We start from the raw sequence: 22,120 nt of genomic DNA, 5'->3' as shown, positions 1-22,120 counted from the left end.
GTCATTTGTTATCATGATTCACTTTTCGATTATCTAAATAAATTTGGATGATTAATGAAAAAATACCAAGTAAGAATATGAAATGTATCCACCCACTAATATTCTTTATCATAAATCCATAATACCATAATACAAAGAATATGGCGCTTAAAATGTAAAACATACGCTTCATTAGAAAGTGCGATACATCGCGGTTTTCCGCAAATACATCAGTTGAGTGGGAGCGATGTATTTGCGATAATCATTTGTGTTTTATAGTTTCTTTTTTACGAAGTTTTTCAATACGTACGGCATAACGTAACTTGCAACTTGGGCAATTGATTGTCTGTTTTCCACAGCGAAATCAAAAACTTTATCAGCAATATTCTGTTTTACTTCCGTACGTTTTTCATTAAACTCCATTTTTACATTTTCAGAAAACTGGTTTACTTTTTCTGATAGGTCATCTTTCCATTGTGTTCCTTTGCCTTTCCTTTTGGCGATAAAATAAACAGCAACTGCGACTCCAACTAATGCTCCTACAATTAATCCATCTTTATTTTTCATACCTATCGTTTCATGCGATTGAACGTAGCAAAATTGCAAATCTTCGGCAAAATTGCTATTACAATATTTGTATGAAAGCTTATAGAATTATAACGGATGTCCTATAGATAGGCTTTTGCTTGAATTTTTACATCAAATTAGGAAGTGATTTCGGGAAGATAAATGGTGAATTTGGCACCTACATTTTCTTCGCCATAGGCTAGGATAATCCCGTGATGATTTTCAACGATTTTCTTACAAATAGCAAGTCCAATTCCTGTTCCTTCATATTCAGATTTTCCATGCAAACGAGTAAATAAATCAAAAATTTGAGGGGAATAAATATGGTCGTAGCCTACGCCATTGTCCTTGAATTCAAATTTGTAATAACGCTCGATGGATTGAACTCGCTCGCTTAATTCTTTTGGCGCCTTAACGATTTCGCAAGAGATATTGATGTGTGGGACAACATTGTCTTTACTGTATTTTAGAGAATTACTGATAAGGTTGGTGAATAACTGCTGGATTTGAAACGGAATGACTTTTAATATAGGAAACTTGTCCCGTTGGATAACGGCATGCGTTTCTTCAATTTTATCATGAAGACTATCTAAAGACGATTCGAAAAGTTGGTTGAGATCCGACAATTCATAGACTTGTTCTGAACGAGTTGTTCTCGAAAATTGCAAAAGATCATCAATAAGTTTTCGCATTCGTCCAGCAGACGCTAAAATACGATCGACGTACTGTTTTCCGTTGTCCGATAAATGGTCGTATTCTTTGTCACATAACCTCGAAAGGAAGGTTTCAATTTTACGAAGAGGTTCTTGCAAATCGTGACTAGCAACGTAATTGAAAGCCATCAACTCCTTATTTTGAATTTCTAAGGCGCGGTTTTTTTCTTCAATATTTTCGTTACGAAGTGTCTCTTCGGTAATATCTTGAGTGAAAACTAAATAATACGAGCCTAATTCTTTATCACGAATGAGTTTGTTGATGATTCGTAAATACCGAAGCTGATCATTGTCTTCACGGTAAATTCGGTGGGTGAAAATCTCGATATTAGATTCGCCCTTATGCATTCTTTCGTAGATTTGCTGCACTTTTGCGACATCATCGGGATGTAATCGGGAGTTTAGATCATACAGATCCTTAACCATTCTGTTGTAACCAAAACCATAAATCTGCTTTAGATTATCCGAAAAAATAAACGAATCGTTATTAAGAAACCATCTCCAGAAGCCGAATCCACCAATTTGTTCGGCATCTTTACTCATATAGTTGTAGAATAAAACCTCCTTACTTACGCTCACGAGGTTTTCTTTATTCTTAATTTCGTTACTAATGTCCGTGGTGATCCCGAGAATAAATACTTTTCCTGTGGAATCGGTAAACTGGCGCTGGCTAATTCGTACGATTTTGGTATCGCCGTCTTTAGTGGTTATCTTTGATACAATAGGGTCTAGAGATAAGGTTTTTACAAATTCTGCGATTTCATCTTTTTTTTCTGGATGAATATGGCTTCCAAAAACTTGTGCATCGTTTGATGTTTTAAAATTGGGATTATAGCCGAAAAGACGGTACAGATTATCCGAAAAATGAAATTTATTATTATCGCTATCCAATGTCCAAATTCCAAAATTCCCAACGGTTTCTGCTAATGTTGATTTCTTAAATGCAAGCTCAAGTTCTTCATTGGTTTTTTTGATTAAACGCGATTCTTTCAACATTCTAAAGAAAGCAAATGCAATTAAACCAAGCGAACAAAGTGCAATAACGTACAAATAAAATGGTGTTGATTTTTGGCGAAAATCGAATTCATTTTTTTTACTCTTCAGTAAATTACTTTCGGTTTTTAACATCGTATTCATCGTTTTATGGATGGCCGACATGATGTTTTCTCCTTCTTGTAGCGATTTTTGAAGTTCGGCTTTGTCTTTGAAATTAAATTTTGGACTCACAACTCGATTAACGATTTCGTATTTCTTTTGGATGAGGTTTCCAAGTTGTACGAAATTTTTTTCTTGAGCAGGATTGGTTTTGAAATAGGTCTGAAGGAATTCGTAATTAGAATTAATTTCCTTCATGTTTTTTAAAATCTGAATGCGCGCATTTTCATCTTTTAGGATAACGTAATTACGACGTTCTACCTCGATATCTTTAAGGTCGGCATATAGGATTTCAAGTTTTAGTGCGGCTTCTAACGAATTGTGTACTTGCGCTGAGTTTTGGTTGAGCTTTTCAACATGTTTGTAGGTGAGGGCCATCAAGAAAAAAACCAATGCCAACGCCATAACGCAGATGAGCGTTAAAAGAAAGTTGGAACGGTCTATTTTGATTTTCTTCATGCGGAAATTAAATTCTCAGCAGGAAATTTTCCATATTCATGCCTGATGTATGGTATTGCCAGTTCATGGTAACCACGTCCTGCAATACTTTTTTCAATGCGTTAAAATCGTTTGGTTTTTTGATGTAAATATTGGCGCCAATAACAAACGTTTCTTCAATATGCTCTTCGGAAGACGAAGTAGAGTAGATGGCAACGGCTATTTTATCAAGTTTTTCATTTGCTTTAATCTCTTTCAAACACTCGATTCCATTCTTTTTCGGCATGTTGAGGTCTAGAAATAAAATTTCTGGCAATATGGCGTTTTCGCTATTCAAATAGGTCATTAGCTCTGCTCCGTCACAAAAAGTTTGTACTTTGGTAGAAATTTTTAGTTCATCGAAAGCATCGGTAAATAACATTCTATCATCTTGGTCATCATCTGCTAGAATGATAAAAGTATAATCCTTATTCATTAGTAATCTGGGTTTTGTACGATAATTCTCTTCTTTTTTTAACAATTTTCTGAAATTGCGTAGGCGTAATCCCAGTTGTGTTTTTAAACTGTGTACTCAAGTGTGCAACGCTAGAATAATTCAGCTTGTTAGCGATTTCTGTTAAAGATAAATGGCCAATAACAAGCAGGTGTTTTGCGTATTCTATTTTCTGTAAAATAATGAAATTTTCAATTGAAGAATAAGTGACTTCGGAAAAAACATTAGAAATATAGCCGTAGCTATGATTTAGTTTTTCAGAAAGATAAATAGATGATTTTACATTGACAGGTACATCGGAAAAAACCATTTCTACAATGGCATCTTTAATTTTTTGAACCAATGCGGTTTTCTGATTTTCAATAACTTCAATTCCGTAGTTCTCAAGATTCCCAATAACACTTTTTTGTGTTTCTTTTTTTAGAGGTTCTAGGAACTCTATTTCCCCGAAATTAAGCATTTTGTAACGGATGCCCATTTTCTGAAATTGTTCTTCCAGGATTTTTTTACACAAGGTGTTGAAATCAAATTTTACAAAAATCTTCATTAAGTTCTTTTTTCTTTTTAACAAATATAACCGATTATTTCAAATATCGGTAGGTTGCCTTTATTTTTTTTCTACGAACAATTTTATGGATTAATATTATTCTCCAAAGGTATATTCCATTAAATAATCATCCATCACGTAACCGTTCCCAATATCGAAAATACCTTCGTGATAGACTTTGAAACCTTGTTTTTCATACATCTCTTTCGCCGAGTTGTTTTTATTTACGGTGAGAATGATGCGATTGTTGTTGTAAACTTTCGTCCAAATTTTTAGTTGATTCATCGTTGCTTTTCCTAATCCTAAACCTTTAGCGGACGGAATAAGATACAAACGATGTAATTTGGTTGTGTTATCTTCATAATTGGTTTCAAAACCAATAAAACCAACAGGATCAAGCTGTTGGTTTTGGATGATATGGTAATGATACGTTTCTTGGTTCATCTGTTTGACAATGTTTTCAGAAGAATACATCAAGTCTAACATATATTCCAACTGTTCTTGACTTAAAATTTTGCCATAGGTGTCTTTCCAAGATTCATTCGCTAAATCTTGAATAAGTGTGACATCATCTAAAGTTGCTGGTCGTAACGGCATCGATTACTGAATGTTTTTCATTTCCGCTTTAATCTTCGCTTGCAATTCTTCAGAAGCTTTTACAAGAGGAAGACGAAGGTAGTTTTTAATAATTCCCATTTCCGAAAGAACCGTTTTTACGCCAGCGGGATTTCCTTCAGCAAAAATCAAACGCGTGATTTCAACCAAATTATTGTGGATTTTATACGCTTCATCAACTTTTCTCTCCAAACCTAGCTGAACCATTGTTGAAAATTGTTTTGGATAAACTTGTCCAATCACAGAAATCACACCATCTCCACCAGCTAAAGTCACTGGAAGTGTATATTCGTCATCACCAGAAACCAAACTAAAATTTGCTGGTTTTTTACGAAGAATATCGAAATATTGACTCATATTCGGAGCCGCTTCTTTAATCATGAATAGATTTGGGAAGTCATTTGCCAAACGCAATGTTGTGCTTGCTTCAAGATTTTGCCCTGTTCTTCCAGGAACGTTGTAAATGATAATATTTTTACCCGTTTCAGCTAAAGCTTTGTAATGCTGATAAAGCCCTTCCTGATTTGGTTTGTTGTAATATGGAGAAACGGAAAGTACGGCTGCAAAAGCAGAAAGGTCTGTTTCTTCTATCTGTTTCTTTACTTCGAGCGTATTATTGCCGCCAATTCCTAATACCAAAGGTAATCTACCATTATTTGCTTTAATAATATGGTCTGTTACCTGTTTTTTTTCTTCCTTAGAAAGTGTTGCAGATTCGGCTGTAGTTCCTAAAACTACAAGGAAATTAGTTCCATTTTCGATGTTGTAATCTACTAACCTCGTTAGCGATTCAAAATCAATGGATAGATCTTCATGAAAAGGCGTAACCAATGCAACGCCTACTCCAGTTAAATTGCTCATAAATACAGATAATTAAAAAACAAATTTAGGATTTTATTCTTTTAAAAAGTGGAAAAAAAATGAGTTTTAACATACATATAGTTATATTTGCACGTATTAGAATGATTGTTATGATGAAAAGGTTTTGGGTGTATCCAGTTTTGGCTTTAACACTCGTTTCTTGCAAAACAAATTGGAGTCTGAATCAAGTTCAGCCTCAAAAAAATACATCTATTTCTAGTGATTTAGAAGAGGATGCGACGATGAAAAACGTTATCGCTCCTTACAAACAATCGTTAGAAAAGCAAATGAGCGCAAAACTTTCGTACACGGAAGTGGAGTTGACGAAACAAGGCGATAATTCCAGTTTGGGAAATTTATTGGCAGATTATACTTATGATGCGGCTGTAAAGTGGGCAAAAAAGAATAATCAACCCGCAATTGATGCCGCGTTGATTAACATTGGCGGAATCCGTTCAACAATTGGGCAAGGTGATATTTTGCTAAAAAATGTTTTTGAAGTAATGCCTTTCGAAAACGAATTGGTTGTTGTTAAATTATCAGGAAAAGAAATTCAAGATCTTTTTGCCTATTATTTAGAAAATTTGAAAAATAATCCGGTTTCCAGAATTACAATTGAAACCAAAGGTGGTCAACTTTTAACAGCTCTTATTGACGGCAAAAAAGTAGATCCAGCAAAAACCTATTACATCGCAACTTCGGATTATCTTGCCATGGGCGGTGATAATATGAGTTTTTTCAAAAAAGGAACGATGATTATGACGGGATTGAAATTGAGAGACCTTTATATTGAAGAGTTTAAAGCGCATCCGAACGCGGTTGCTCCAAAAGATATTCGTTTGACCCTAAAAAAATAAGCAGAGAAATGGATAGAAAGCAGTTTTTAAAAATAGCAGCAGCGGGCGGTGTCGGGATGTCTTTGGTTCCGAATATCATGTTTGGAAAATCTCTTATTTTGGATGGAAGCGAAAAGAAATTAACGATATTGCATACCAACGATCAACATAGTCGAATTGAGCCTTTTGATGCTTCATATACGAGAAACCCGAATCAAGGCGGTTTTGCACGACGCGCCCATTTGATTTCTGAAATCAGAAAACAAGAATCCAACGTTTTGTTATTGGATTCTGGAGATATTTTTCAAGGAACTCCCTATTTCAACATGTTTGGTGGTGAGTTGGAGTTTAAGTTGATGTCCATGATGGGGTATGATGCTTCAACGATGGGGAATCACGATTTCGACAATGGTTTGAAGGGTTTTTTGAATGTTCTGCCTAATGCGAAATTTCCTTTTATTTGTTCGAATTACGATTTCAAAAACACCATTTTAGATGGTAAAACGGTACCGTACAAGATTTTTATTAAAGACGGAATTAAAGTTGGAATTTTCGGTGTCGGAATTGAATTGGATGGGCTTGTAGGGAAAAAAGAATATCAAGAAACGGTCTATAATGATCCTGTTTCTGTGGCTCAACATTATTCCAACTTTCTGAAAAATGAAAAGAAATGTGATTTGGTTATTTGCCTTTCGCATCTTGGATATAAATTCGATGAAGATAAAATTTGTGATGTGAGATTAGCACCACAAACTGAAAATATCGATTTGATTTTGGGTGGTCACACACATACATTTTTACCAGAACCCCAGACATACACCAATAGACAAGGTAAAAATGTTTTGATAAACCAAGTCGGTTGGGCGGGCTTACTTTTGGGGCGAATTGATTTTTATTTTGATAAAAACAAGCAAGTCAAAAATATTGCTTGGAACAATCACGTTATTGATGAAAAGATTTTAGCATAGTCTATGAAAAGAATTTATCTGTTTGCTTTTATTATGGCTGCTTTTGGAGTTTCAGCCCAAAAGATTTCTTCCAATCGTTGGTCAGATTTATTTTCCTATAACAATGTTCTTCAGATTCGTGAAGATCAAGGAAAACTCATTGCTGCAACAGAAAACGGAATTTTTTATTATACACCTGCAACAGGTGAAATTTCGAAGCTTTCTAAGGCGAATGGGCTTCACGAAGTGAAAATTTCAGCTTTTGACTATAATCACGAAACAAAAATTGGCTTAGTTGGATACGAAAATGGTACGATGGATGTGATTTCTCCTGATGGAATTACATTTGTGGTTGATATTCCTTTAGCTACAGGATATACAGGTTCTAAACGAATTAATCATATTTCAATTTCTGGAAATTTAGCAGTGATTTCCGTGGGTTATGGCGTTTCGTTATTCCGATTAGATAATAAAGAATTTGGAGATACGGCATTTTTTGGAGCTTCTGGTTCCTATGATTCAGCTAAAGAAGCCGTTATTTTCAATAATAAAGTTTTTGCAGTCACTAATTCAGGGTTGAAATCGCATGAAATTAATGTGAGTTTCCCAATAAATTCAACGTGGACACAGAATGCTACAGGAACTTTTTCAAATATTTCAGCATCATCTACAAAGATTGGATATACTTCTGCGACTCAAGTTTTTGTTGGTGATGGAATTTCGTTTTCTGCAATTCCTCAAACATTTACATCTATTAAGGATTTAGTTATTAAAAATGATGAAACCTTGGTGGCAACAAGCACGTCGGTTTCAGTTTTTAATGCTTCTGGAACTCAAATTAAAACGAAATCAAGTTCTGAAGAATTAAATACAGGATGGTTTTCCAATTCTCAATTGTTTTTAGGCTCAAAATATGAGGGACTTTTAAATGAGTCGGATCAAAAATTTAAACCAAGTGGACCCTATTTTAATACATCATATAAAATTTCTCTAGTTAAAGATAAGATTCTTGTTTCTTCTGGGGCGCGTGGGAATAATTTGGCTGCACCGATTTTTATGAATCCAAATCGTGGGTTTTATTACTTTGATGGCTCCGATTGGATTTTCCCGTCTTTTTTCAAAAATAATCCAGCTCGCTATAATATTATTGATGCTGTTTCTAATCCTTTAGATTTATCAGAAACGTTTATAGCAGTTTATAATGGATATGGTAATATTAACAACGGTTTTTTACAGTTTAAGTATAATTCTGCATCTAAAGATTTCGAGTTTATTAAACTACATAATCTGAATAGAAGAACTTGGGCTGTTGGTTTGGAATATGATGAAAAAGGAAACCTGTATGGGACTTCTCAAATGGATGAGCAAAATGTAAATGTAAATGTCACTTTTCTGTATTCATTTGACAGAAGTACACAATCTTTTAACCAAAAGCAAATAGGGACCTACGGTGCACAAAAACCATTTATTAAAGAAGGTCTAATTTGGTTACCTACTTCATATCGTAATTATTTTTTAGCGATTGACCCAAATGGTTCTGCTGTAAATATGAATGATGACAAGGTTTATGAGATTTCCGTGAAGAATGGATTGCCAGCTAATAGCGAAGGTTCTATTGGGGCTGATCTCGATCAATCTGGTGATTTATGGATTGGAACAACTAACGGACTTCGAATTTTGCATAATGCCGTTTCTGCCATTTCAGATCCTAATTTACAAGTTGATCCTATCATCATTGAAGAAAATGGAATTGGTGAGGAGTTATTTCGAGATGGATATATTCTTCAAATAGAAGCAGATTCTGGGAATCAGAAATGGGTTTCAGTGAATAATGGCGGTGTTTTTTATCTAAGTTCTAATGGTGAAAGAACGATTAATCATTTTACGAAAGAAAACTCGCCATTGCCAACAAATAATGTGACAGACGTTAAAGTGGATGAAAAAACAGGTAAAGTTTATTTTGTTACTTTGGACGGAATTGTAGTCTATCAAGGTGATGTTGCGAATGTTACTAGTAATTTTGGTGACGTTTTAGTATATCCGAATCCTGTGGTTTACGCAAATTATAAAGGAAATGTTCGTATTAAAGGTTTAGCAGAAAAAACGAATATTCGGATAACGGACGCGGCAGGAAATTTAGTTCATCAAGCGGTTTCTCGTGGTGGTTTTTATGAATGGGATCTTACCAACCGTGGAAAACGAGTGGCTTCTGGAATTTATTTCGTATTAATGACCAATGCGGACGGGACGGATAAAGCTACAGCGAAAATTGCAGTAGTTAATTAATGGATACATATACCGGTTTTTTGGTTTCACTTACCAAATATGGAGATCAGGATGCGATTTTGCATTTGATTACTCATGAAGCAGGATTTCAGTCTTTTTATGTGAAGAATATTTATGCAAAAAAGAATAAGAAAAAACCGTATTTAAGTCTACTCAATGAGTTACAAATCGTGACGAGTAAAGGTTTTTCTAAAGGGGATTTGAAATCTGCTAGCAAATTAGATTTGGTTTCTGAATTACAAGTCGCAACAGATTTTAAAGCCCAGTCTATCGTTTTTTTTATTTCGGAAGTATTTAATTCAATTTTACGAAACGAAGAAAGTTCCAATTGGTTCTACGAAAATATTATTGAGCTACGACATCAACTAGAAAATGGACATTACCATTGTCATCTAATTCTTTTGGTTGTTATGTTAAGGAATTTAGGAGCATCGCCTTTACTTTCTGAACATACTTTTCTTGATCCAGAAGAAGGTGCTTTTGTCAATCAAATGTATAATCGGTATTTTTCTGAAGAAATTTCGACGATTTGGAAAAATATTTTACAATCTCAAGAGCCATTCAAAATTGAAATAAAGAACCAAAATCGGAAAATGATGATGGATTCTTTACTTATTTACTATCAACTTCATATTCCTAGTTTCAAAACGCCCGAATCGTTAGAAGTTCTGCAACAGATTTTTGAAGGTTAAGAAAAGTTCAAATACTATTTTTTTTGCTAACTTTGCAATCGCAAATTTTGTTGGAATTCATGGCCAAAAAAGCAGCATATCACACACTTGGATGCAAATTAAACTTTGCGGAAACATCCACTATTGCCCGAGAACTAACTTCGGCAGGATATGATCGTGTGGATTTTGATCAATCGGCAAACGTTTACGTGATTAACACGTGTTCGGTGACTGAAAATGCGGATCGTGAATGTAAGTTGCATGTGAAACGCGCGATGAAAGCGAATCCTGATGGTTTGGTGGTTGTGGTTGGTTGCTATGCGCAATTGAAACCTGAAGAAATTGCATCGATTCCTGGGGTTGATTTGGTTCTTGGTGCGAAGGAAAAGTTTAATGTGTTACGTTATCTTGAAGATTTGCAAAAATCAGATGAAGGTATTGTCCACTCGTGCGAGATTGAAGAAGCGGATTCTTTTATCGGGAGTTATTCATTTGGTGATCGTACGAGAGCTTTTTTAAAGGTTCAAGACGGTTGCGATTATAAATGTACGTATTGTACAATTCCTTTGGCTAGAGGGATTTCTCGTTCGGATACGATTTCTAATGTATTGAAAAATGCCAAAGAAATTTCACAAAAAGGAATTAAAGAAATCGTTCTTACTGGTGTTAATATAGGTGATTACGGAAAAGGTGAATTTGGAAACAAACGTCACGAACATACATTCTTAGATTTAATTTCAGAGTTAAATACGGTTAATGGAATAGAAAGAATTCGAATTTCATCAATTGAACCGAATTTGTTGAAAGATGAGGCGATTGAATTGGTGTCAAAAAGCGAAAGTTTTGTTCCGCATTTTCATATTCCATTGCAAAGTGGTTCTGATGATCTGTTGAAGAAAATGAAACGTCGATATTTAACGCAATTGTATTCCAATCGTATTGCAAAAATCAAAGACGTAATGCCTGATGCAGCTATTGGTGTTGATGTAATTGTTGGTTTTCCAGGTGAAACGGAAGAGCGTTTTTTAGAAACCTATTCGTATTTGAATAGCTTGCCAATTTCGTATTTGCATGTCTTCACCTATTCGGAAAGAGACAATACGGAAGCGGCAGAAATGGATGGCATTGTACCTATTGCTGAGCGCAAAAAACGGAATAAAATGTTGCGAATTTTATCCGAAAAGAAAAAACACGAATTTTACGAATCTCAGTTGGGGAAAACATTCCCTGTACTTTGGGAGCATGAAAATAAAAACGGAATGATGTATGGTTTTACAGAGAACTATGTTCGCGTTCAAAAACCGTATGACATCCATTCTGTTAATGAAATTGAGTGGGTCGAACTTAAAAAAATCGAGTCCGATGGGACAGTTTCGGTCTCACCCTCTTTTGCTGCATTTCTTGCAGGCATCAACTAATTAGACAATTTTTTAAATCTTTTATTTGTTCAATGTGAATTTCCTATCTTTGGTCAGGAAGGTTAATACTTTTTTATGAGAAAACAATTTTTGCTTTTTGGCGCGATTATCGTCATTCTTAGTTGGATTATTGGTTACTTTACCAATGCGAGTTATTGGGTTCCAGCTATTTTTACAATTATTTATGCAATCGGTATTCAGAATGTGTTTCAGAAGAAACATGCAATTCTTAGTAATTTCCCTGTTTTAGGGTATTTTCGATATTTCTTTGAGATGATTTCTCCGGAAATGCAGCAGTATTTTATCGAAAGAGAGACTGACGGAAAACCTTTTCCAAGAAATCAAAGATCTGCAGCGTATCGTAGATCGAAAAATATTAGTGATACCGTAGCGTTCGGAACGCAATTAGAGTTAAATCACAGAAAATATGAAGGAATTAAACATTCCATTTATGCAAAATCGCCTGTAGAAGAATTGCCTAGAGTTGTGGTTGGGAATCACCAATGTACACATCCGTATAATGCGTCTTTGTTTAATATTTCAGCTATGAGTTTCGGTTCATTAAGTGACCGTGCACAAACGGCTTTAAATAGAGGTGCTAAAAAAGGAAACTTTTATCACAATACAGGAGAAGGAGGGATTTCTCCATATCACCTTTCAGCGGGTGGAGATTTAGTTTGGCAGGTTGGAACAGGATATTTCGGATGTCGTGATGATCAAGGGAAATTCTCACCAGATTTATTTGCAAAAAATTCAGCATTGCCAACAGTGAAGATGGTTGAAATTAAACTTTCTCAAGGTGCAAAACCTGGTCATGGTGGAGTTTTACCTGGAGTGAAAAATACACCAGAGATTGCTGCAATTAGACACGTACAGCCTGGAATGACAATTATTTCGCCACCATCACATACTGCTTTTTCTGACGCAGCTGGTTTGTTGAAATTTGTTCAGCAATTAAGAGAATTGTCGGGTGGAAAACCAATTGGTTTCAAAATTTGTATTGGTGATACGAAGGAGTTTGAAGATATCTGTGCTCAAATGAATATTCTGAAAATTTTCCCAGATTTTATTACCGTAGATGGGGCTGAAGGTGGAACAGGAGCTGCTCCGCCAGAATTTTCAGATGGTGTAGGTATGCCATTAGAGCCTGCTTTGATTTTTGTAAATAGAACATTGAAAAATTTCCAAGTTCGTGATAAAATTAGAGTGATTGCGAGTGGAAAAGTATTAACATCACTAGATATCCTAAGAGCAATCGCTATGGGAGCTGACTTGTGTAACAATGCAAGAGGATTTATGTTCTCTTTAGGATGTATTCAAGCATTACGTTGTAATACGAATGAATGTCCAGCGGGGGTTGCAACGCAAAATAAGATGTTAATTAAAGGTCTTGATGTGACGGATAAAAGTGAGCGTGTGTACCATTTCCATAAAAACACACTTCGTATGTGTAATGAGTTGATTGGTGCCGCTGGTAAGAACTCCTATTCTGAAGTTGATGCGTCGTTATTTATGCGTGGAGACGAGTTTGAGCATCTTGCAGATCAATATTTCCCAGATATTTTAAAGAATGTGAAGAATTAATTTTTCACTTAATGATACTAAAAAAGGTTCCAATTTATTGGAACCTTTTTTATGTCGATTTTTTCTAAATTCTTATTCTTGTGACGCTGGTCTAGCAGTCGATTTATACACTTGGAAGTTAAATACAAAACTTCTGTTTCTAAATGTTGAGGTATAATGTGTGTCTCTCGCGTAAGCGGCTCTTGATGGAACAATGATTACACCTTGCAAATTAAAGTTGCTGGAATCACTTATATTAAAGCTTTTGAAAGCTTGCAAACCTTGTTGTAAACCTTCAATTTCGTAGTAGCTTCTTTTTTTAGCGTCTTCAACTGTTGCCTTTTCCATTACATCTTTCTTCACATAATAATAATACGGATCAATTTCTGGAACTCCAGATCCATCAATCGTATTTCTAAAACTATATTCAGAAGCGTAGGTTACCGAATTATCTTTTTCAACTTTCGAAAGAAATGTTGAACTTTTTGACATAAAACGTAGGATATCTGTAGCTCCAATTGTAGTTGCTGTCGCAGCATCTGGCTGTGCACCAGCTCTTTTAATAATCACTACACCGTTTTCCAAAGTGGTTTTATCCATTGCAGAAAGCTTGGTGTAATTATCATCAGCTGCATCGGTGCTACTAAATGCTTTAATCACTCCTTGTGTATCAAGATAATGATCATCCAAATATTTAGCAATAGCCTTATCGTCATTTGCATTTTGATCTGCAATATTGCTAGGTTCCTCGATTATTTCAATATCATTAGTGTCATCTTCCTTACAAGAATGTAACGCAATACCGATTGTAAGTAGGCATATCCATGCTTTTTTCATGAAATTAAGTATTTTTGAAGCACAAAAGTAGACAAAAAATATGAGAATAGATAAATTTTTATGGAGTGTTCGGGTTTATAAAACACGAAGTATCGCTGCCGATGAGATTAAAAAAAACAAAGTGACAATTGGAGATCAGCAAGTTAAAAGTTCTCGTGAAGTAAAAATTGGAGATTTAATAAAGATTCGGAAGAATCAAATTGATTTTCGAATTAAAGTAAAAGATATTCCAAAAAGTCGAGTAGGGGCGAAGTTGGTTCCGGATTTTATTGAAGACAGAACCGAAAAAGAACAATACGAAATCCTCAAGCTGAAACGAATGCAGCAGAATTATTACCGTGCCAAAGGTGAAGGTCGCCCAACGAAGAAAGACCGTCGGGAGATTTCGGATTATATGGAAGATGATGCCATGATCAGCTTTAGCGAAGAAGATTGGGATACATTCTTTACTTCGCTTGAGGAAGATCAAGAATCTGAATAATTTCTGCAATCACTTCTTCTGGCTCTTTGTTGTCGGTTGAAACAGTGTATTTGCATTTAGAATAATACGGCGTGCGCTCGAAAAGATGTTTTGCAATAAACTCAGGGAGCGCATCGTCTTCTAATTTAGCAATCAACGGACGTTTTGCCTTGTTAGGAGCCAAGCGTTGGACTAAAGTGGGAATATTTGCCCTTAAATAAATACTTTCCGATCGATTGTTAATAACTTCAATGTTATTGTAATATACAGGAGTTCCACCACCCAAGCTTAGAATGCTATTTTCTCGTGTTGCTAGAATCTCCTCTAAAGTTTCTCTTTCTAGCTTTCTAAAGTAGATTTCACCTTTCTTTTCGAAGATTTCTGCGATACTGGATTTATTTTTCAAAATTATTTCCTTGTCTAAGTCAATAAGTTCAAAATTTATTTTTTCGCTTAATAATTTGGCAATGTGAGATTTGCCGCTACCCATGTATCCTGCTAGAGAAATAATCATAATTTTATTTTGCACAAATGTGATAAAAAATTTTGAGATTCAAAAAAAAGACATATCTTTGCACCACTTTTGAAACGGGGGAAACCTCGTGATACAGTGGCCGACTCGGTAGCTCAGCTGGTAGAGCAATACACTTTTAATGTATGGGTCCTGGGTTCGAATCCCAGCCGGGTCACTTTTAGAAAAACGTTCTTTATTTTGAATTTTTTCTCGCCTGTGTGGTGAAATTGGTAGACACGCCATCTTGAGGGGGTGGTTTCCTATGGATGTGCTGGTTCGAGTCCAGTCGCAGGCACTCACACAAGCAAAAACAAAAAACCGACTCGGTAGCTCAGCTGGTAGAGCAATACACTTTTAATGTATGGGTCCTGGGTTCGAATCCCAGCCGGGTCACAAATTTACGCAAGTAAATTTTTTTCATATTAATATTTTGTGATTTGGTGTTCAGAAGCTTTCCTCAGAAAGCTTCTGATTTTTTTTTACCCCAAAGCGATATTATCTATTAAGCGTACATCTCCTAAATACACGACGATAAAAGCACGATATTTTTTCTTAGAATCTATTTTTACGGCTTCTTTCAATGTTTTCTCATCAGCAATGATGAAGTATTCCATTCGGAATCCTGGAGCGTCATCAAAAATTTCAAAAACACAATTTTTAATTTCTTCAAGAGAGATTTTCCCGAACCAATCCTGAACTTTAACTAAGGTTTCATGAATAAGTTTAGCTTCTGCGTGTTGTTTTTCAGTTAATCTTTGATTTCGCGAACTTAATGCTAAGCCACTTTTTTCTCGAACAATAGGGACACCGTGGATTTTGACGGGAAGCTTTGTTATTTCAACTAATTTTTTGATTATCGCCAATTGTTGAAAATCTTTTTCTCCGAAATAGGCGTTGTTTGGCTTAACTTGTCGTAATAATTCTTCAACAACGGTTCCAACGCCGTCAAAATGTCCAGGACGAAAAGCGCCTTCCATTTCTTTGTCAATTCCACCAAAATCATAGGTTTTGCTCTCGGTACCATTTGGGTAAATGTCCTCTACCGACGGAACGTAAACGCCATCAACATGATGCGTTTTTTCTAAAAGTTGCAAATCCTTATCAACCGTTCGTGGGTATTTAATTAAATCTTCCTGATTGTTAAATTGGGTTGGGTTTACAAAGATTGAAGCAATGACAAGATCATTTTCATCTTTTGCAATTTCATAAAGAGAAAGGTGTCCTTCGTGCAAAGCGCCCATAGTAGGGGCAAAGCCAATTTTTTTTCCCATCTCTCGATTACGCTCGATGTAGTCTACAAGCGATTTTTTAGTCCTAAAGATTTCCATTGGGTTATTTTTCACAAATGTAATGAAAATTGAAATCCAAGGACGTCTTATTGCCTCATACATCATAAAAAATGTTAACATCGATTAATTCGGTTAAAATTTTGTAATTTTGCATAAATTATATCTGAAAACAGGATAAGCTATATATATTATGCCGAACCAGAAAATATTGTATGTGACCACGGAAATGTTCCCTTATCAAGAAGACACTAATATGTCTATGATGGTGAACAAAATGGCGTTGAAAATGCACAGAGAAGGTCACGATGTGCGAGTGTTTATGCCAAGATTTGGATTGATCAGCGAGCGTAAATTCCAGCTTCACGAAGTAATTCGTCTCTCTGGGATGAACATTATCATCAACGATCTCGATCAACCTTTAATCATTAAAGTAGCTTCTTTGCCTGGAGAAAGGTTGCAAGTTTATTTCATTGACAACGAAGAGTATTTCAAAAGAAAATCGTACTACGAAGACGAGGACGGGAAATTCTACGATGATAATGACGAGCGTGCTATCTTCTTTGCGAGAGGAGTTATAGAGACCATCAAAAAGCTCAACTGGGTACCAGATGTGATTCACTTCAACGGATGGATGACCTCATTTATCCCTTTATACTTAAAGAAATTTTACAAAAACGACTACTACTTCAACAATACCAAGTTGGTGATGTCGCTTTACAATGAGCAGGAAGCATCATTCAGTAATAATATTAAAGACATACTTGCGTTTGATAATATTACCGATGTGAGCGCTGTAGACGATCCTAAAGTTCAGAACTTCGTTATTGAAAGTATGAATTGCGTGGACACCATTGTGAAAGGTGATGAGTTTTTAGAAGGAGATTTGGATGCTGCTTACGAAAAAGCGACTACTGAAAAAGTAGATTTCGTTGAACCTGATTCTGTAGAAAAAGTTTATTAATAGAACATAAATTGATGACAAAACAAACAACTAAAGCTTTCAAGACAATATTGTTAGTTGCTGGAAGCTTTTTCTTTTGGAGTTGCGAATCGGATCCTGATGGTTTGGGATCTCAGTTTTTTGAAGATGATACTGCGCAAGGAACCAAAGTAGCCTATGATTTAATTGCATATAATATTCCAAATTTTGATACGATAAAAGCAGACGGACGAATAGACGGTTCTGCAAGAAAAGATACCGTGGTTATCGGTGCTTTTTCGGAGCCTCAATTTGGATTGCAAAAATCGGCTTTCGTTTCGCAAATACGAATGTCTTCGTATGATCCGGATTTCGGTACCAATGCAAAAATTGACTCAGTTGTCATGACGATTCGTCCAAAGTATTATGCAAAGGAAGATTCTATTAAAACAACAACGTTAGATGATTATACGTGGCCGGTTGATAATATTGCAGCAAAAAAGGTTGTTAAAACCTTTCCAGTTTACAAATACGGAAAAGCGAAAACTTCGCCACTTACCATTAAAGTTCATGAAGTTACCGACTTCTTAGGTTCTGTTAATGATACTATTTATTCTAATAAAGCTGTTGGATTAGGTTCTGAGATTGGTTCGTATGCCTTTAATGGGAATGTAACTTCAGTAGAAGTAACTAAAGATGCGGATAATGCTTCTTTGCTTTCTAGACCAGCAGGAATTCGAATTAATTTAGATAAAGATTTTTTCAAAACGAAAATTATTGATAAAGCGAAATCTTCGGATTTAAGCAACTTGTCAAACTTTATTCGTTATTTCAAAGGACTTCGTATTTCAGTTCAAGAAAACGATGGTTATTTAATGAAAATGAATATTCCTGGTTCTACCGATATTACGATGTATTACAAGCATGATGTTACGACGGATGGGACAGCAAAACCAACCGCTGCGACATTTACATTTAATTTAGGGAACTCCAACCCAAGTTTTAGTCAAATTTCTTTTGATAGAAACGGTGCTGCTATTCAATCTGTGTTAGCTGGATCTAATGAGATTACAGGAGATGCTAAATTGTACGCGCAAGGTATGGGGGGACCAAACTTCGGTGCAAAAATTCCAGAATCTGCGATTGCTCAATTAAAAGAATTGTATAAAAATGATAAGGTCGGAATTCTTTCGGCAAAAATGAGATTTTATACAGATCAATCGGTTTGGAATAATTCTTTAGAAAAACCAAAAGCATTTACAGCAATAGAATTTAAAGAAAAAAATGTATATGATTTCCTTACTGATATGAAGGTTTTCGGATCTTTAGGATCTTTCCAATTGGTTAAAGCATTTGATTTGGATAAAAACCCAGCATATTATGATGTTTCAATTACGCAAACAGTAAAAGATATGGTGGAAAAAGAAGAAACGACAAAACCATTTGTCATGAAAGTGGGAACTTTCCTAGTAAATTCTCAAACCTCTTCTTTTTACGGAGCAAATGTAGATAGTAGAATCTACACACCAAATAGAGTAGTATTGGTAGGTACCGATGCTGGAAATGCAAAAAGAGCTCAACTTTTGGTAACTTATACCAAAAAATAAAAACATAATTTAGAAAAAAAATAATATACTATGTGTGGTATTGTTGGATATACGGGGTTTCAAGATGCTTATGAAATCGTTATTAATGGACTTAGAAGACTAGAATATCGTGGTTACGATAGTGCTGGGATTGTTTTAGATAAAGATCAAACTGCTTTTTCCGTAGCTAAAACGAAAGGAAAAGTTGAAGATTTGGTTTCTATTTCTTCAGATTTAAAAGGAACTGCGCATGTGGGTATGGGACATACACGTTGGGCAACTCACGGGGTTCCAAGTGATCGAAATTCACATCCACATTTATCAAACAATGGTAAAATTGCATTGGTACATAATGGTATTATCGAAAACTACGATACCATTAAAACAATGCTAACCGAAAAAGGTTTTGTTTTCCATTCGGAAACAGATACCGAAGTTTTGGTGAATTTGATTCAGTATTTCATGGATACGAATCCAAGTTTGTCTTTTCCAGAAGCAGTTCGTTCTTCTTTGAATGAAGTTTATGGAGCATATGCAATCACAGTTATGCATGATGATTTCCCTGGTCAATTGGTGGTTGGACGTTTAGGTTCGCCATTAGCAATTGGTTTGGGAGATAAAGAATATTTCATTGCGTCGGATGCATCGCCTTTTGTTGAATTTACTCAAAAAGCAATTTACTTGGAGGAAGGTCATATGGCGGTTATTTCTTTGGAAAATGGAGTTCAAATTACTTCTATAGAAGATAATGAAGCTATTACTCCGGAAGTTCAAGAACTTAAATTAAGTTTAGAGCAAATTGAAAAGGGAGGTTACGAGCATTTCATGTTAAAAGAAATTTTCGAACAACCAAAATCAATTCACGATACAATGAGAGGTCGTCTATTACTAGATGAAGGAATCATTAAAATGGCTGGTATTTGGGATCACTTAGAAAGAATTAATAAAGCAGAAAGAATCCTAATCATTGCTTGTGGAACATCTTGGCATGCAGGATTGATCGGTGAGTATTTAATTGAGGAGTTCGCAAGAATTCCTGTTGAAGTAGAGTATGCTTCTGAATTCAGATACCGTAACCCAATCATTAAACCTACCGATTTTGTCATTGCTATTTCTCAATCTGGAGAAACGGCTGATACCATGGCTGCTATTAAATTAGCTAAAGAAAAAGGAGCTTTCGTTTACGGAATTTGTAATGTGGTTGATTCTTCAATTGCAAGAGTTACGGATGCTGGTTCGTATACACACGCTGGGCCTGAAATTGGTGTTGCTTCTACAAAAGCATTTACAGCTCAGCTAACAATTTTATCTCTAATCGCTCTGAAACTTGGAAAACACAACGGAAATCTAAGTAATGGCGAATTCATGAGATTGATTACCGAATTAGATAACATTCCGAAAAAAGTAGAAGAAGTTCTTAATTCTACACATGAACTAAGTAAAGAAATAGCGAAACATTTCGTTGATGCGACAAATTTCTTGTATTTGGGTAGAGGATATAACTTCCCATCTGCATTAGAAGGTGCATTGAAATTGAAAGAAATTTCGTACATCCATGCAGAAGGATATCCAGCTGCAGAAATGAAGCACGGACCAATCGCTTTAATTGATGAGAATATGCCTATCGTGATCATTGCACCTAAGAAAGGGCATTACGATAAGATTGTAAGCAACGTTCAAGAGATTAAAGCAAGAAAAGGAAAAGTAATCGCAGTTGTTAATAAAGGAGATGAGCAAGTAGCTTCTATGGCTGATTATGTGATTGAGATGCCTGAAACGTCAGAGTGTTTCTCGCCTATCGTCGCAGCTATTCCTTTACAATTGTTGTCGTATTATATTGCAGTTTATAGAGGAGCAAATGTAGATCAACCAAGAAATCTAGCAAAATCTGTAACTGTAGAATAATTTTTTTTGTTAAAATAAAATAATTTGATTTTTTTTGCGTTTGCTAAGAAATGTTAAAGATTTCAAAAAAAATTATATATTTACCGCCTAATTTTTAGACTAAGCATGAAAAAAATATTGCCAATTCTTGCAGCAGCTACCGTAGTTGCATCGTGTGGAGGAGGTGGAGGAGGAACCACTGGAAAACCCAAAACAAAAGGTGAGATTATCCCACAAGAAAAATCCAAATCTTTTGTTGCCGAAAGACCGTACGGAATGGTTGCCATCCCTGGAGGTTCTTTTATTATGGGTCTTGCAGATCAAGACTTCACCGATACACCTGAGAAAGCACCGCTAAAAACTGTAACCGTTTCTTCATTTTTTATGGATGAAACCGAAACAACCAATGCGGAGTATAGATTTTTCATCAACTATGTTAGAGACTCTATTGCAAGAACTCTTTTAGCTGAAAAGGTGGCTGATGGTTCGCCATACTCGTATTTAGCAAAAAAAGCGGGTAATGCTTCTGCTTATCAAGATTTCTTGGATTCGCAAGGAGGAAGAGATGGGTATGATGCGTCTAAAAAATTAGATTATTCGGCTCCTTTGCATTGGAATACAAATCAATATCCTGATGTAGAATATGCTGAAATTCTTGAATCTATGTATTTACCAGCAGATAAGAGAATCAACAATGAACGTATTATTGATTGGTCTAAAATTAAATTCGCTTATCAGTGGGAGGACGTAGAATCTGCTGTAAAGGATAATTCTAGAGGAGCAAACTATCTTAAAAAAGAAAGTATTGCGGTTTATCCAGATACAACAGTGTGGATTAAAGATTTCAACTATGCATATAACGAGCCGTTGTATGATGGGTATTTCTGGCATTCTGCTTATAAAAACTACCCAGTAGTTGGTGTTACTTGGGATCAAGCAAGAGCGTTTTGTAGTTTCAAAACGAAATTCAAAAGTGATTATAACTCTCAGTTAAAAAATAAAAAGCAAAAAGCAATGGCATTCCGTTTACCAACGGAGGCTGAATGGGAATATGCTGCTAAAGGAGGAAGAGAAAATCCGACGTATCCTTGGGGAGGTCCTTATTTGATGGATGATAGAGGATGCTATTTGGCGAACTTTAAACCGAAAAGAGGTGATTATATCGAGGATAAAAAGAAAGGAACATACACCTATACAGCTCCAGTGAAGTCATTCAAAGATGCGAAAAACGATTTCGGATTGTATGATATGGCTGGTAACGTTGCTGAATGGACAGAGTCTCCTTATAACAATTCAACATATCAGTTTTCTTCAACGTTGAACCCGAATTTATCTAACCAAGCGTATAGAGAAGTGAAAAAATCAGTTCGTGGTGGTTCATGGAAAGATGTTGGGTATATGTTAATGACGGGTGCGAGAGATTGGGAACGTAAAGATTCTGCAAGAAGCTACATCGGTTTCCGTACGGTACAAGATATTCCAGAAGGAACGGCAAAAATCAAGAGAAAAACCAAATAGAAATTAAATAATCAAAAAATTCAA

Annotated in this window: 21 protein-coding genes and 3 tRNA genes; 14 read left to right on the top strand and 10 right to left on the bottom strand. The window is 35.5% G+C overall.

The window, feature by feature from the left end; translation table 11 throughout:
- Nucleotide 1 precedes the first annotated feature (1 nt).
- The 7 genes from AC5XHR_RS11860 to dapA all read right to left on the bottom strand — a co-directional run bounded on the left by AC5XHR_RS11860 (nucleotide 2) and on the right by dapA (nucleotide 5,368).
- Nucleotides 2-163, bottom strand: coding sequence for a DUF5670 family protein (locus AC5XHR_RS11860; RefSeq protein WP_495951007.1), 162 nt, complete (start codon nucleotides 161-163; stop codon nucleotides 2-4).
- Between the two features lie 89 nt (nucleotides 164-252).
- Complete coding sequence (locus AC5XHR_RS11855; protein ID WP_495951006.1) at nucleotides 253-546, bottom strand: hypothetical protein; 294 nt, start codon at nucleotides 544-546, stop codon at nucleotides 253-255.
- A 137-nt stretch (nucleotides 547-683) separates the two neighbouring features.
- A complete protein-coding gene (locus tag AC5XHR_RS11850) occupies nucleotides 684-2,873 on the bottom strand; it encodes an ATP-binding protein (RefSeq protein WP_495951005.1) in 2,190 nt (729 codons plus the stop codon).
- Nucleotides 2,874-2,880: 7 nt separating this feature from the next.
- On the bottom strand, nucleotides 2,881-3,327 hold the full coding sequence (locus tag AC5XHR_RS11845; protein WP_495951004.1) for a response regulator: 447 nt from the start codon (nucleotides 3,325-3,327) through the stop codon (nucleotides 2,881-2,883).
- On the bottom strand, nucleotides 3,320-3,892 hold the full coding sequence (locus tag AC5XHR_RS11840) for a helix-turn-helix domain-containing protein (RefSeq protein WP_495951003.1): 573 nt from the start codon (nucleotides 3,890-3,892) through the stop codon (nucleotides 3,320-3,322). Before AC5XHR_RS11840 ends, AC5XHR_RS11845 begins: the two co-directional genes overlap by 8 nt.
- Before the next feature lie 96 nt (nucleotides 3,893-3,988).
- Nucleotides 3,989-4,489: a GNAT family N-acetyltransferase gene (locus AC5XHR_RS11835; RefSeq protein WP_495951002.1), complete on the bottom strand. Its 501-nt coding sequence runs from the start codon at nucleotides 4,487-4,489 to the stop codon at nucleotides 3,989-3,991.
- A gap of 3 nt (nucleotides 4,490-4,492) precedes the next feature.
- Nucleotides 4,493-5,368 (bottom strand): 4-hydroxy-tetrahydrodipicolinate synthase, encoded by an 876-nt coding sequence (gene dapA, locus AC5XHR_RS11830; protein ID WP_495951001.1) that lies wholly within the window; start codon nucleotides 5,366-5,368, stop codon nucleotides 4,493-4,495.
- 110 nt (nucleotides 5,369-5,478) lie between these two features.
- Between dapA and AC5XHR_RS11825 the strand changes: the two genes are divergently transcribed.
- From AC5XHR_RS11825 to AC5XHR_RS11800, 6 genes are all read left to right on the top strand, one after another.
- Entirely contained in the window at nucleotides 5,479-6,225 is a 747-nt protein-coding gene (locus tag AC5XHR_RS11825; RefSeq protein WP_495951000.1) for a 5'-nucleotidase C-terminal domain-containing protein, read from the top strand.
- A gap of 8 nt (nucleotides 6,226-6,233) precedes the next feature.
- Nucleotides 6,234-7,172, top strand: coding sequence for a bifunctional metallophosphatase/5'-nucleotidase (locus tag AC5XHR_RS11820; protein WP_495950999.1), 939 nt, complete (start codon nucleotides 6,234-6,236; stop codon nucleotides 7,170-7,172).
- A gap of 3 nt (nucleotides 7,173-7,175) precedes the next feature.
- Complete coding sequence (gene porZ, locus AC5XHR_RS11815) at nucleotides 7,176-9,437, top strand: type IX secretion system anionic LPS delivery protein PorZ (RefSeq protein WP_495950998.1); 2,262 nt, start codon at nucleotides 7,176-7,178, stop codon at nucleotides 9,435-9,437.
- Nucleotides 9,437-10,129 carry a DNA repair protein RecO gene (gene recO / locus AC5XHR_RS11810; RefSeq protein WP_495950997.1) on the top strand — a complete coding sequence of 231 codons (693 nt, stop codon included), beginning with the start codon at nucleotides 9,437-9,439 and terminating at the stop codon, nucleotides 10,127-10,129. The genes porZ and recO overlap by 1 nt, the downstream gene beginning before the upstream one ends.
- Before the next feature lie 59 nt (nucleotides 10,130-10,188).
- Nucleotides 10,189-11,526 carry a tRNA (N(6)-L-threonylcarbamoyladenosine(37)-C(2))-methylthiotransferase MtaB gene (mtaB, locus tag AC5XHR_RS11805; RefSeq protein ID WP_495950996.1) on the top strand — a complete coding sequence of 446 codons (1,338 nt, stop codon included), beginning with the start codon at nucleotides 10,189-10,191 and terminating at the stop codon, nucleotides 11,524-11,526.
- 75 nt (nucleotides 11,527-11,601) lie between these two features.
- Complete coding sequence (locus tag AC5XHR_RS11800; protein ID WP_495950995.1) at nucleotides 11,602-13,110, top strand: FMN-binding glutamate synthase family protein; 1,509 nt, start codon at nucleotides 11,602-11,604, stop codon at nucleotides 13,108-13,110.
- 72 nt (nucleotides 13,111-13,182) lie between these two features.
- Here AC5XHR_RS11800 and AC5XHR_RS11795 read toward each other — a convergent pair whose 3' ends face one another.
- Complete coding sequence (locus AC5XHR_RS11795; RefSeq protein WP_495950994.1) at nucleotides 13,183-13,926, bottom strand: hypothetical protein; 744 nt, start codon at nucleotides 13,924-13,926, stop codon at nucleotides 13,183-13,185.
- A gap of 40 nt (nucleotides 13,927-13,966) precedes the next feature.
- Between AC5XHR_RS11795 and AC5XHR_RS11790 the strand changes: the two genes are divergently transcribed.
- Nucleotides 13,967-14,407 (top strand): RNA-binding S4 domain-containing protein, encoded by a 441-nt coding sequence (locus tag AC5XHR_RS11790; RefSeq protein WP_495950993.1) that lies wholly within the window; start codon nucleotides 13,967-13,969, stop codon nucleotides 14,405-14,407.
- Here AC5XHR_RS11790 and AC5XHR_RS11785 read toward each other — a convergent pair.
- Nucleotides 14,373-14,900 (bottom strand): shikimate kinase, encoded by a 528-nt coding sequence (locus AC5XHR_RS11785; protein ID WP_495950992.1) that lies wholly within the window; start codon nucleotides 14,898-14,900, stop codon nucleotides 14,373-14,375. The genes AC5XHR_RS11790 and AC5XHR_RS11785 overlap by 35 nt on opposite strands.
- 102 nt (nucleotides 14,901-15,002) lie before the next feature.
- On the opposite strand from AC5XHR_RS11785, the gene AC5XHR_RS11780 reads away from it, so the two are divergent.
- The 3 genes from AC5XHR_RS11780 (at nucleotide 15,003) to AC5XHR_RS11770 (ending at nucleotide 15,293) form a co-directional block, all read left to right on the top strand.
- Nucleotides 15,003-15,075: transfer RNA gene (locus AC5XHR_RS11780), tRNA-Lys, on the top strand.
- A 37-nt stretch (nucleotides 15,076-15,112) separates the two neighbouring features.
- Nucleotides 15,113-15,195 (top strand) — tRNA-Leu (locus AC5XHR_RS11775).
- A gap of 25 nt (nucleotides 15,196-15,220) precedes the next feature.
- Nucleotides 15,221-15,293, top strand: a tRNA-Lys gene (locus tag AC5XHR_RS11770).
- A gap of 86 nt (nucleotides 15,294-15,379) precedes the next feature.
- Here AC5XHR_RS11770 and panC read toward each other — a convergent pair.
- Complete coding sequence (gene panC / locus AC5XHR_RS11765; protein WP_495950991.1) at nucleotides 15,380-16,228, bottom strand: pantoate--beta-alanine ligase; 849 nt, start codon at nucleotides 16,226-16,228, stop codon at nucleotides 15,380-15,382.
- A gap of 151 nt (nucleotides 16,229-16,379) precedes the next feature.
- On the opposite strand from panC, the gene AC5XHR_RS11760 reads away from it, so the two are divergent.
- From AC5XHR_RS11760 to porK, 4 genes are all read left to right on the top strand, one after another.
- On the top strand, nucleotides 16,380-17,150 hold the full coding sequence (locus AC5XHR_RS11760) for a glycogen/starch synthase (RefSeq protein WP_495950990.1): 771 nt from the start codon (nucleotides 16,380-16,382) through the stop codon (nucleotides 17,148-17,150).
- A 14-nt stretch (nucleotides 17,151-17,164) separates the two neighbouring features.
- The gene (locus tag AC5XHR_RS11755) at nucleotides 17,165-18,715 is read left to right on the top strand and encodes a DUF4270 domain-containing protein (protein WP_495950989.1); all 1,551 of its coding nucleotides are present in this window, start codon (nucleotides 17,165-17,167) and stop codon (nucleotides 18,713-18,715) included.
- 30 nt (nucleotides 18,716-18,745) lie between these two features.
- On the top strand, nucleotides 18,746-20,599 hold the full coding sequence (glmS, locus tag AC5XHR_RS11750; protein ID WP_495950988.1) for a glutamine--fructose-6-phosphate transaminase (isomerizing): 1,854 nt from the start codon (nucleotides 18,746-18,748) through the stop codon (nucleotides 20,597-20,599).
- A 105-nt stretch (nucleotides 20,600-20,704) separates the two neighbouring features.
- Nucleotides 20,705-22,096, top strand: a complete 1,392-nt coding sequence (porK, locus tag AC5XHR_RS11745; RefSeq protein WP_495950987.1) for a T9SS ring complex lipoprotein PorK/GldK — start codon at nucleotides 20,705-20,707, stop codon at nucleotides 22,094-22,096.
- Nucleotides 22,097-22,120: the final 24 nt, after the last annotated feature.

It is taken from the genome of Kaistella sp. CFF1-2, assembly GCF_059509915.1.
The sequence above is the reverse complement of the archived record's forward strand: the minus strand, read 5'-3'. Positions and strand labels throughout refer to the sequence as shown.

Excerpts from the sequence above, each read along its gene's own strand:
- AC5XHR_RS11860 (WP_495951007.1), bottom strand. The coding sequence starts at position 163 with ATGTTTTACATTTTAAGCGCCATATTCTTTGTATTATGGTATTATGGA.
- AC5XHR_RS11855 (WP_495951006.1), bottom strand. The coding sequence starts at position 546 with ATGAAAAATAAAGATGGATTAATTGTAGGAGCATTAGTTGGAGTCGCA.
- AC5XHR_RS11850 (WP_495951005.1), bottom strand. The coding sequence starts at position 2,873 with ATGAAGAAAATCAAAATAGACCGTTCCAACTTTCTTTTAACGCTCATC.
- AC5XHR_RS11845 (WP_495951004.1), bottom strand. The coding sequence starts at position 3,327 with ATGAATAAGGATTATACTTTTATCATTCTAGCAGATGATGACCAAGAT.
- AC5XHR_RS11840 (WP_495951003.1), bottom strand. The coding sequence starts at position 3,892 with ATGAAGATTTTTGTAAAATTTGATTTCAACACCTTGTGTAAAAAAATC.
- AC5XHR_RS11835 (WP_495951002.1), bottom strand. The coding sequence starts at position 4,489 with ATGCCGTTACGACCAGCAACTTTAGATGATGTCACACTTATTCAAGAT.
- dapA (WP_495951001.1), bottom strand. The coding sequence starts at position 5,368 with ATGAGCAATTTAACTGGAGTAGGCGTTGCATTGGTTACGCCTTTTCAT.
- AC5XHR_RS11825 (WP_495951000.1), top strand. The coding sequence starts at position 5,479 with ATGATGAAAAGGTTTTGGGTGTATCCAGTTTTGGCTTTAACACTCGTT.
- AC5XHR_RS11820 (WP_495950999.1), top strand. The coding sequence starts at position 6,234 with ATGGATAGAAAGCAGTTTTTAAAAATAGCAGCAGCGGGCGGTGTCGGG.
- porZ (WP_495950998.1), top strand. The coding sequence starts at position 7,176 with ATGAAAAGAATTTATCTGTTTGCTTTTATTATGGCTGCTTTTGGAGTT.
- recO (WP_495950997.1), top strand. The coding sequence starts at position 9,437 with ATGGATACATATACCGGTTTTTTGGTTTCACTTACCAAATATGGAGAT.
- mtaB (WP_495950996.1), top strand. The coding sequence starts at position 10,189 with ATGGCCAAAAAAGCAGCATATCACACACTTGGATGCAAATTAAACTTT.
- AC5XHR_RS11800 (WP_495950995.1), top strand. The coding sequence starts at position 11,602 with ATGAGAAAACAATTTTTGCTTTTTGGCGCGATTATCGTCATTCTTAGT.
- AC5XHR_RS11795 (WP_495950994.1), bottom strand. The coding sequence starts at position 13,926 with ATGAAAAAAGCATGGATATGCCTACTTACAATCGGTATTGCGTTACAT.
- AC5XHR_RS11790 (WP_495950993.1), top strand. The coding sequence starts at position 13,967 with ATGAGAATAGATAAATTTTTATGGAGTGTTCGGGTTTATAAAACACGA.
- AC5XHR_RS11785 (WP_495950992.1), bottom strand. The coding sequence starts at position 14,900 with ATGATTATTTCTCTAGCAGGATACATGGGTAGCGGCAAATCTCACATT.
- panC (WP_495950991.1), bottom strand. The coding sequence starts at position 16,228 with ATGGAAATCTTTAGGACTAAAAAATCGCTTGTAGACTACATCGAGCGT.
- AC5XHR_RS11760 (WP_495950990.1), top strand. The coding sequence starts at position 16,380 with ATGCCGAACCAGAAAATATTGTATGTGACCACGGAAATGTTCCCTTAT.
- AC5XHR_RS11755 (WP_495950989.1), top strand. The coding sequence starts at position 17,165 with ATGACAAAACAAACAACTAAAGCTTTCAAGACAATATTGTTAGTTGCT.
- glmS (WP_495950988.1), top strand. The coding sequence starts at position 18,746 with ATGTGTGGTATTGTTGGATATACGGGGTTTCAAGATGCTTATGAAATC.
- porK (WP_495950987.1), top strand. The coding sequence starts at position 20,705 with ATGAAAAAAATATTGCCAATTCTTGCAGCAGCTACCGTAGTTGCATCG.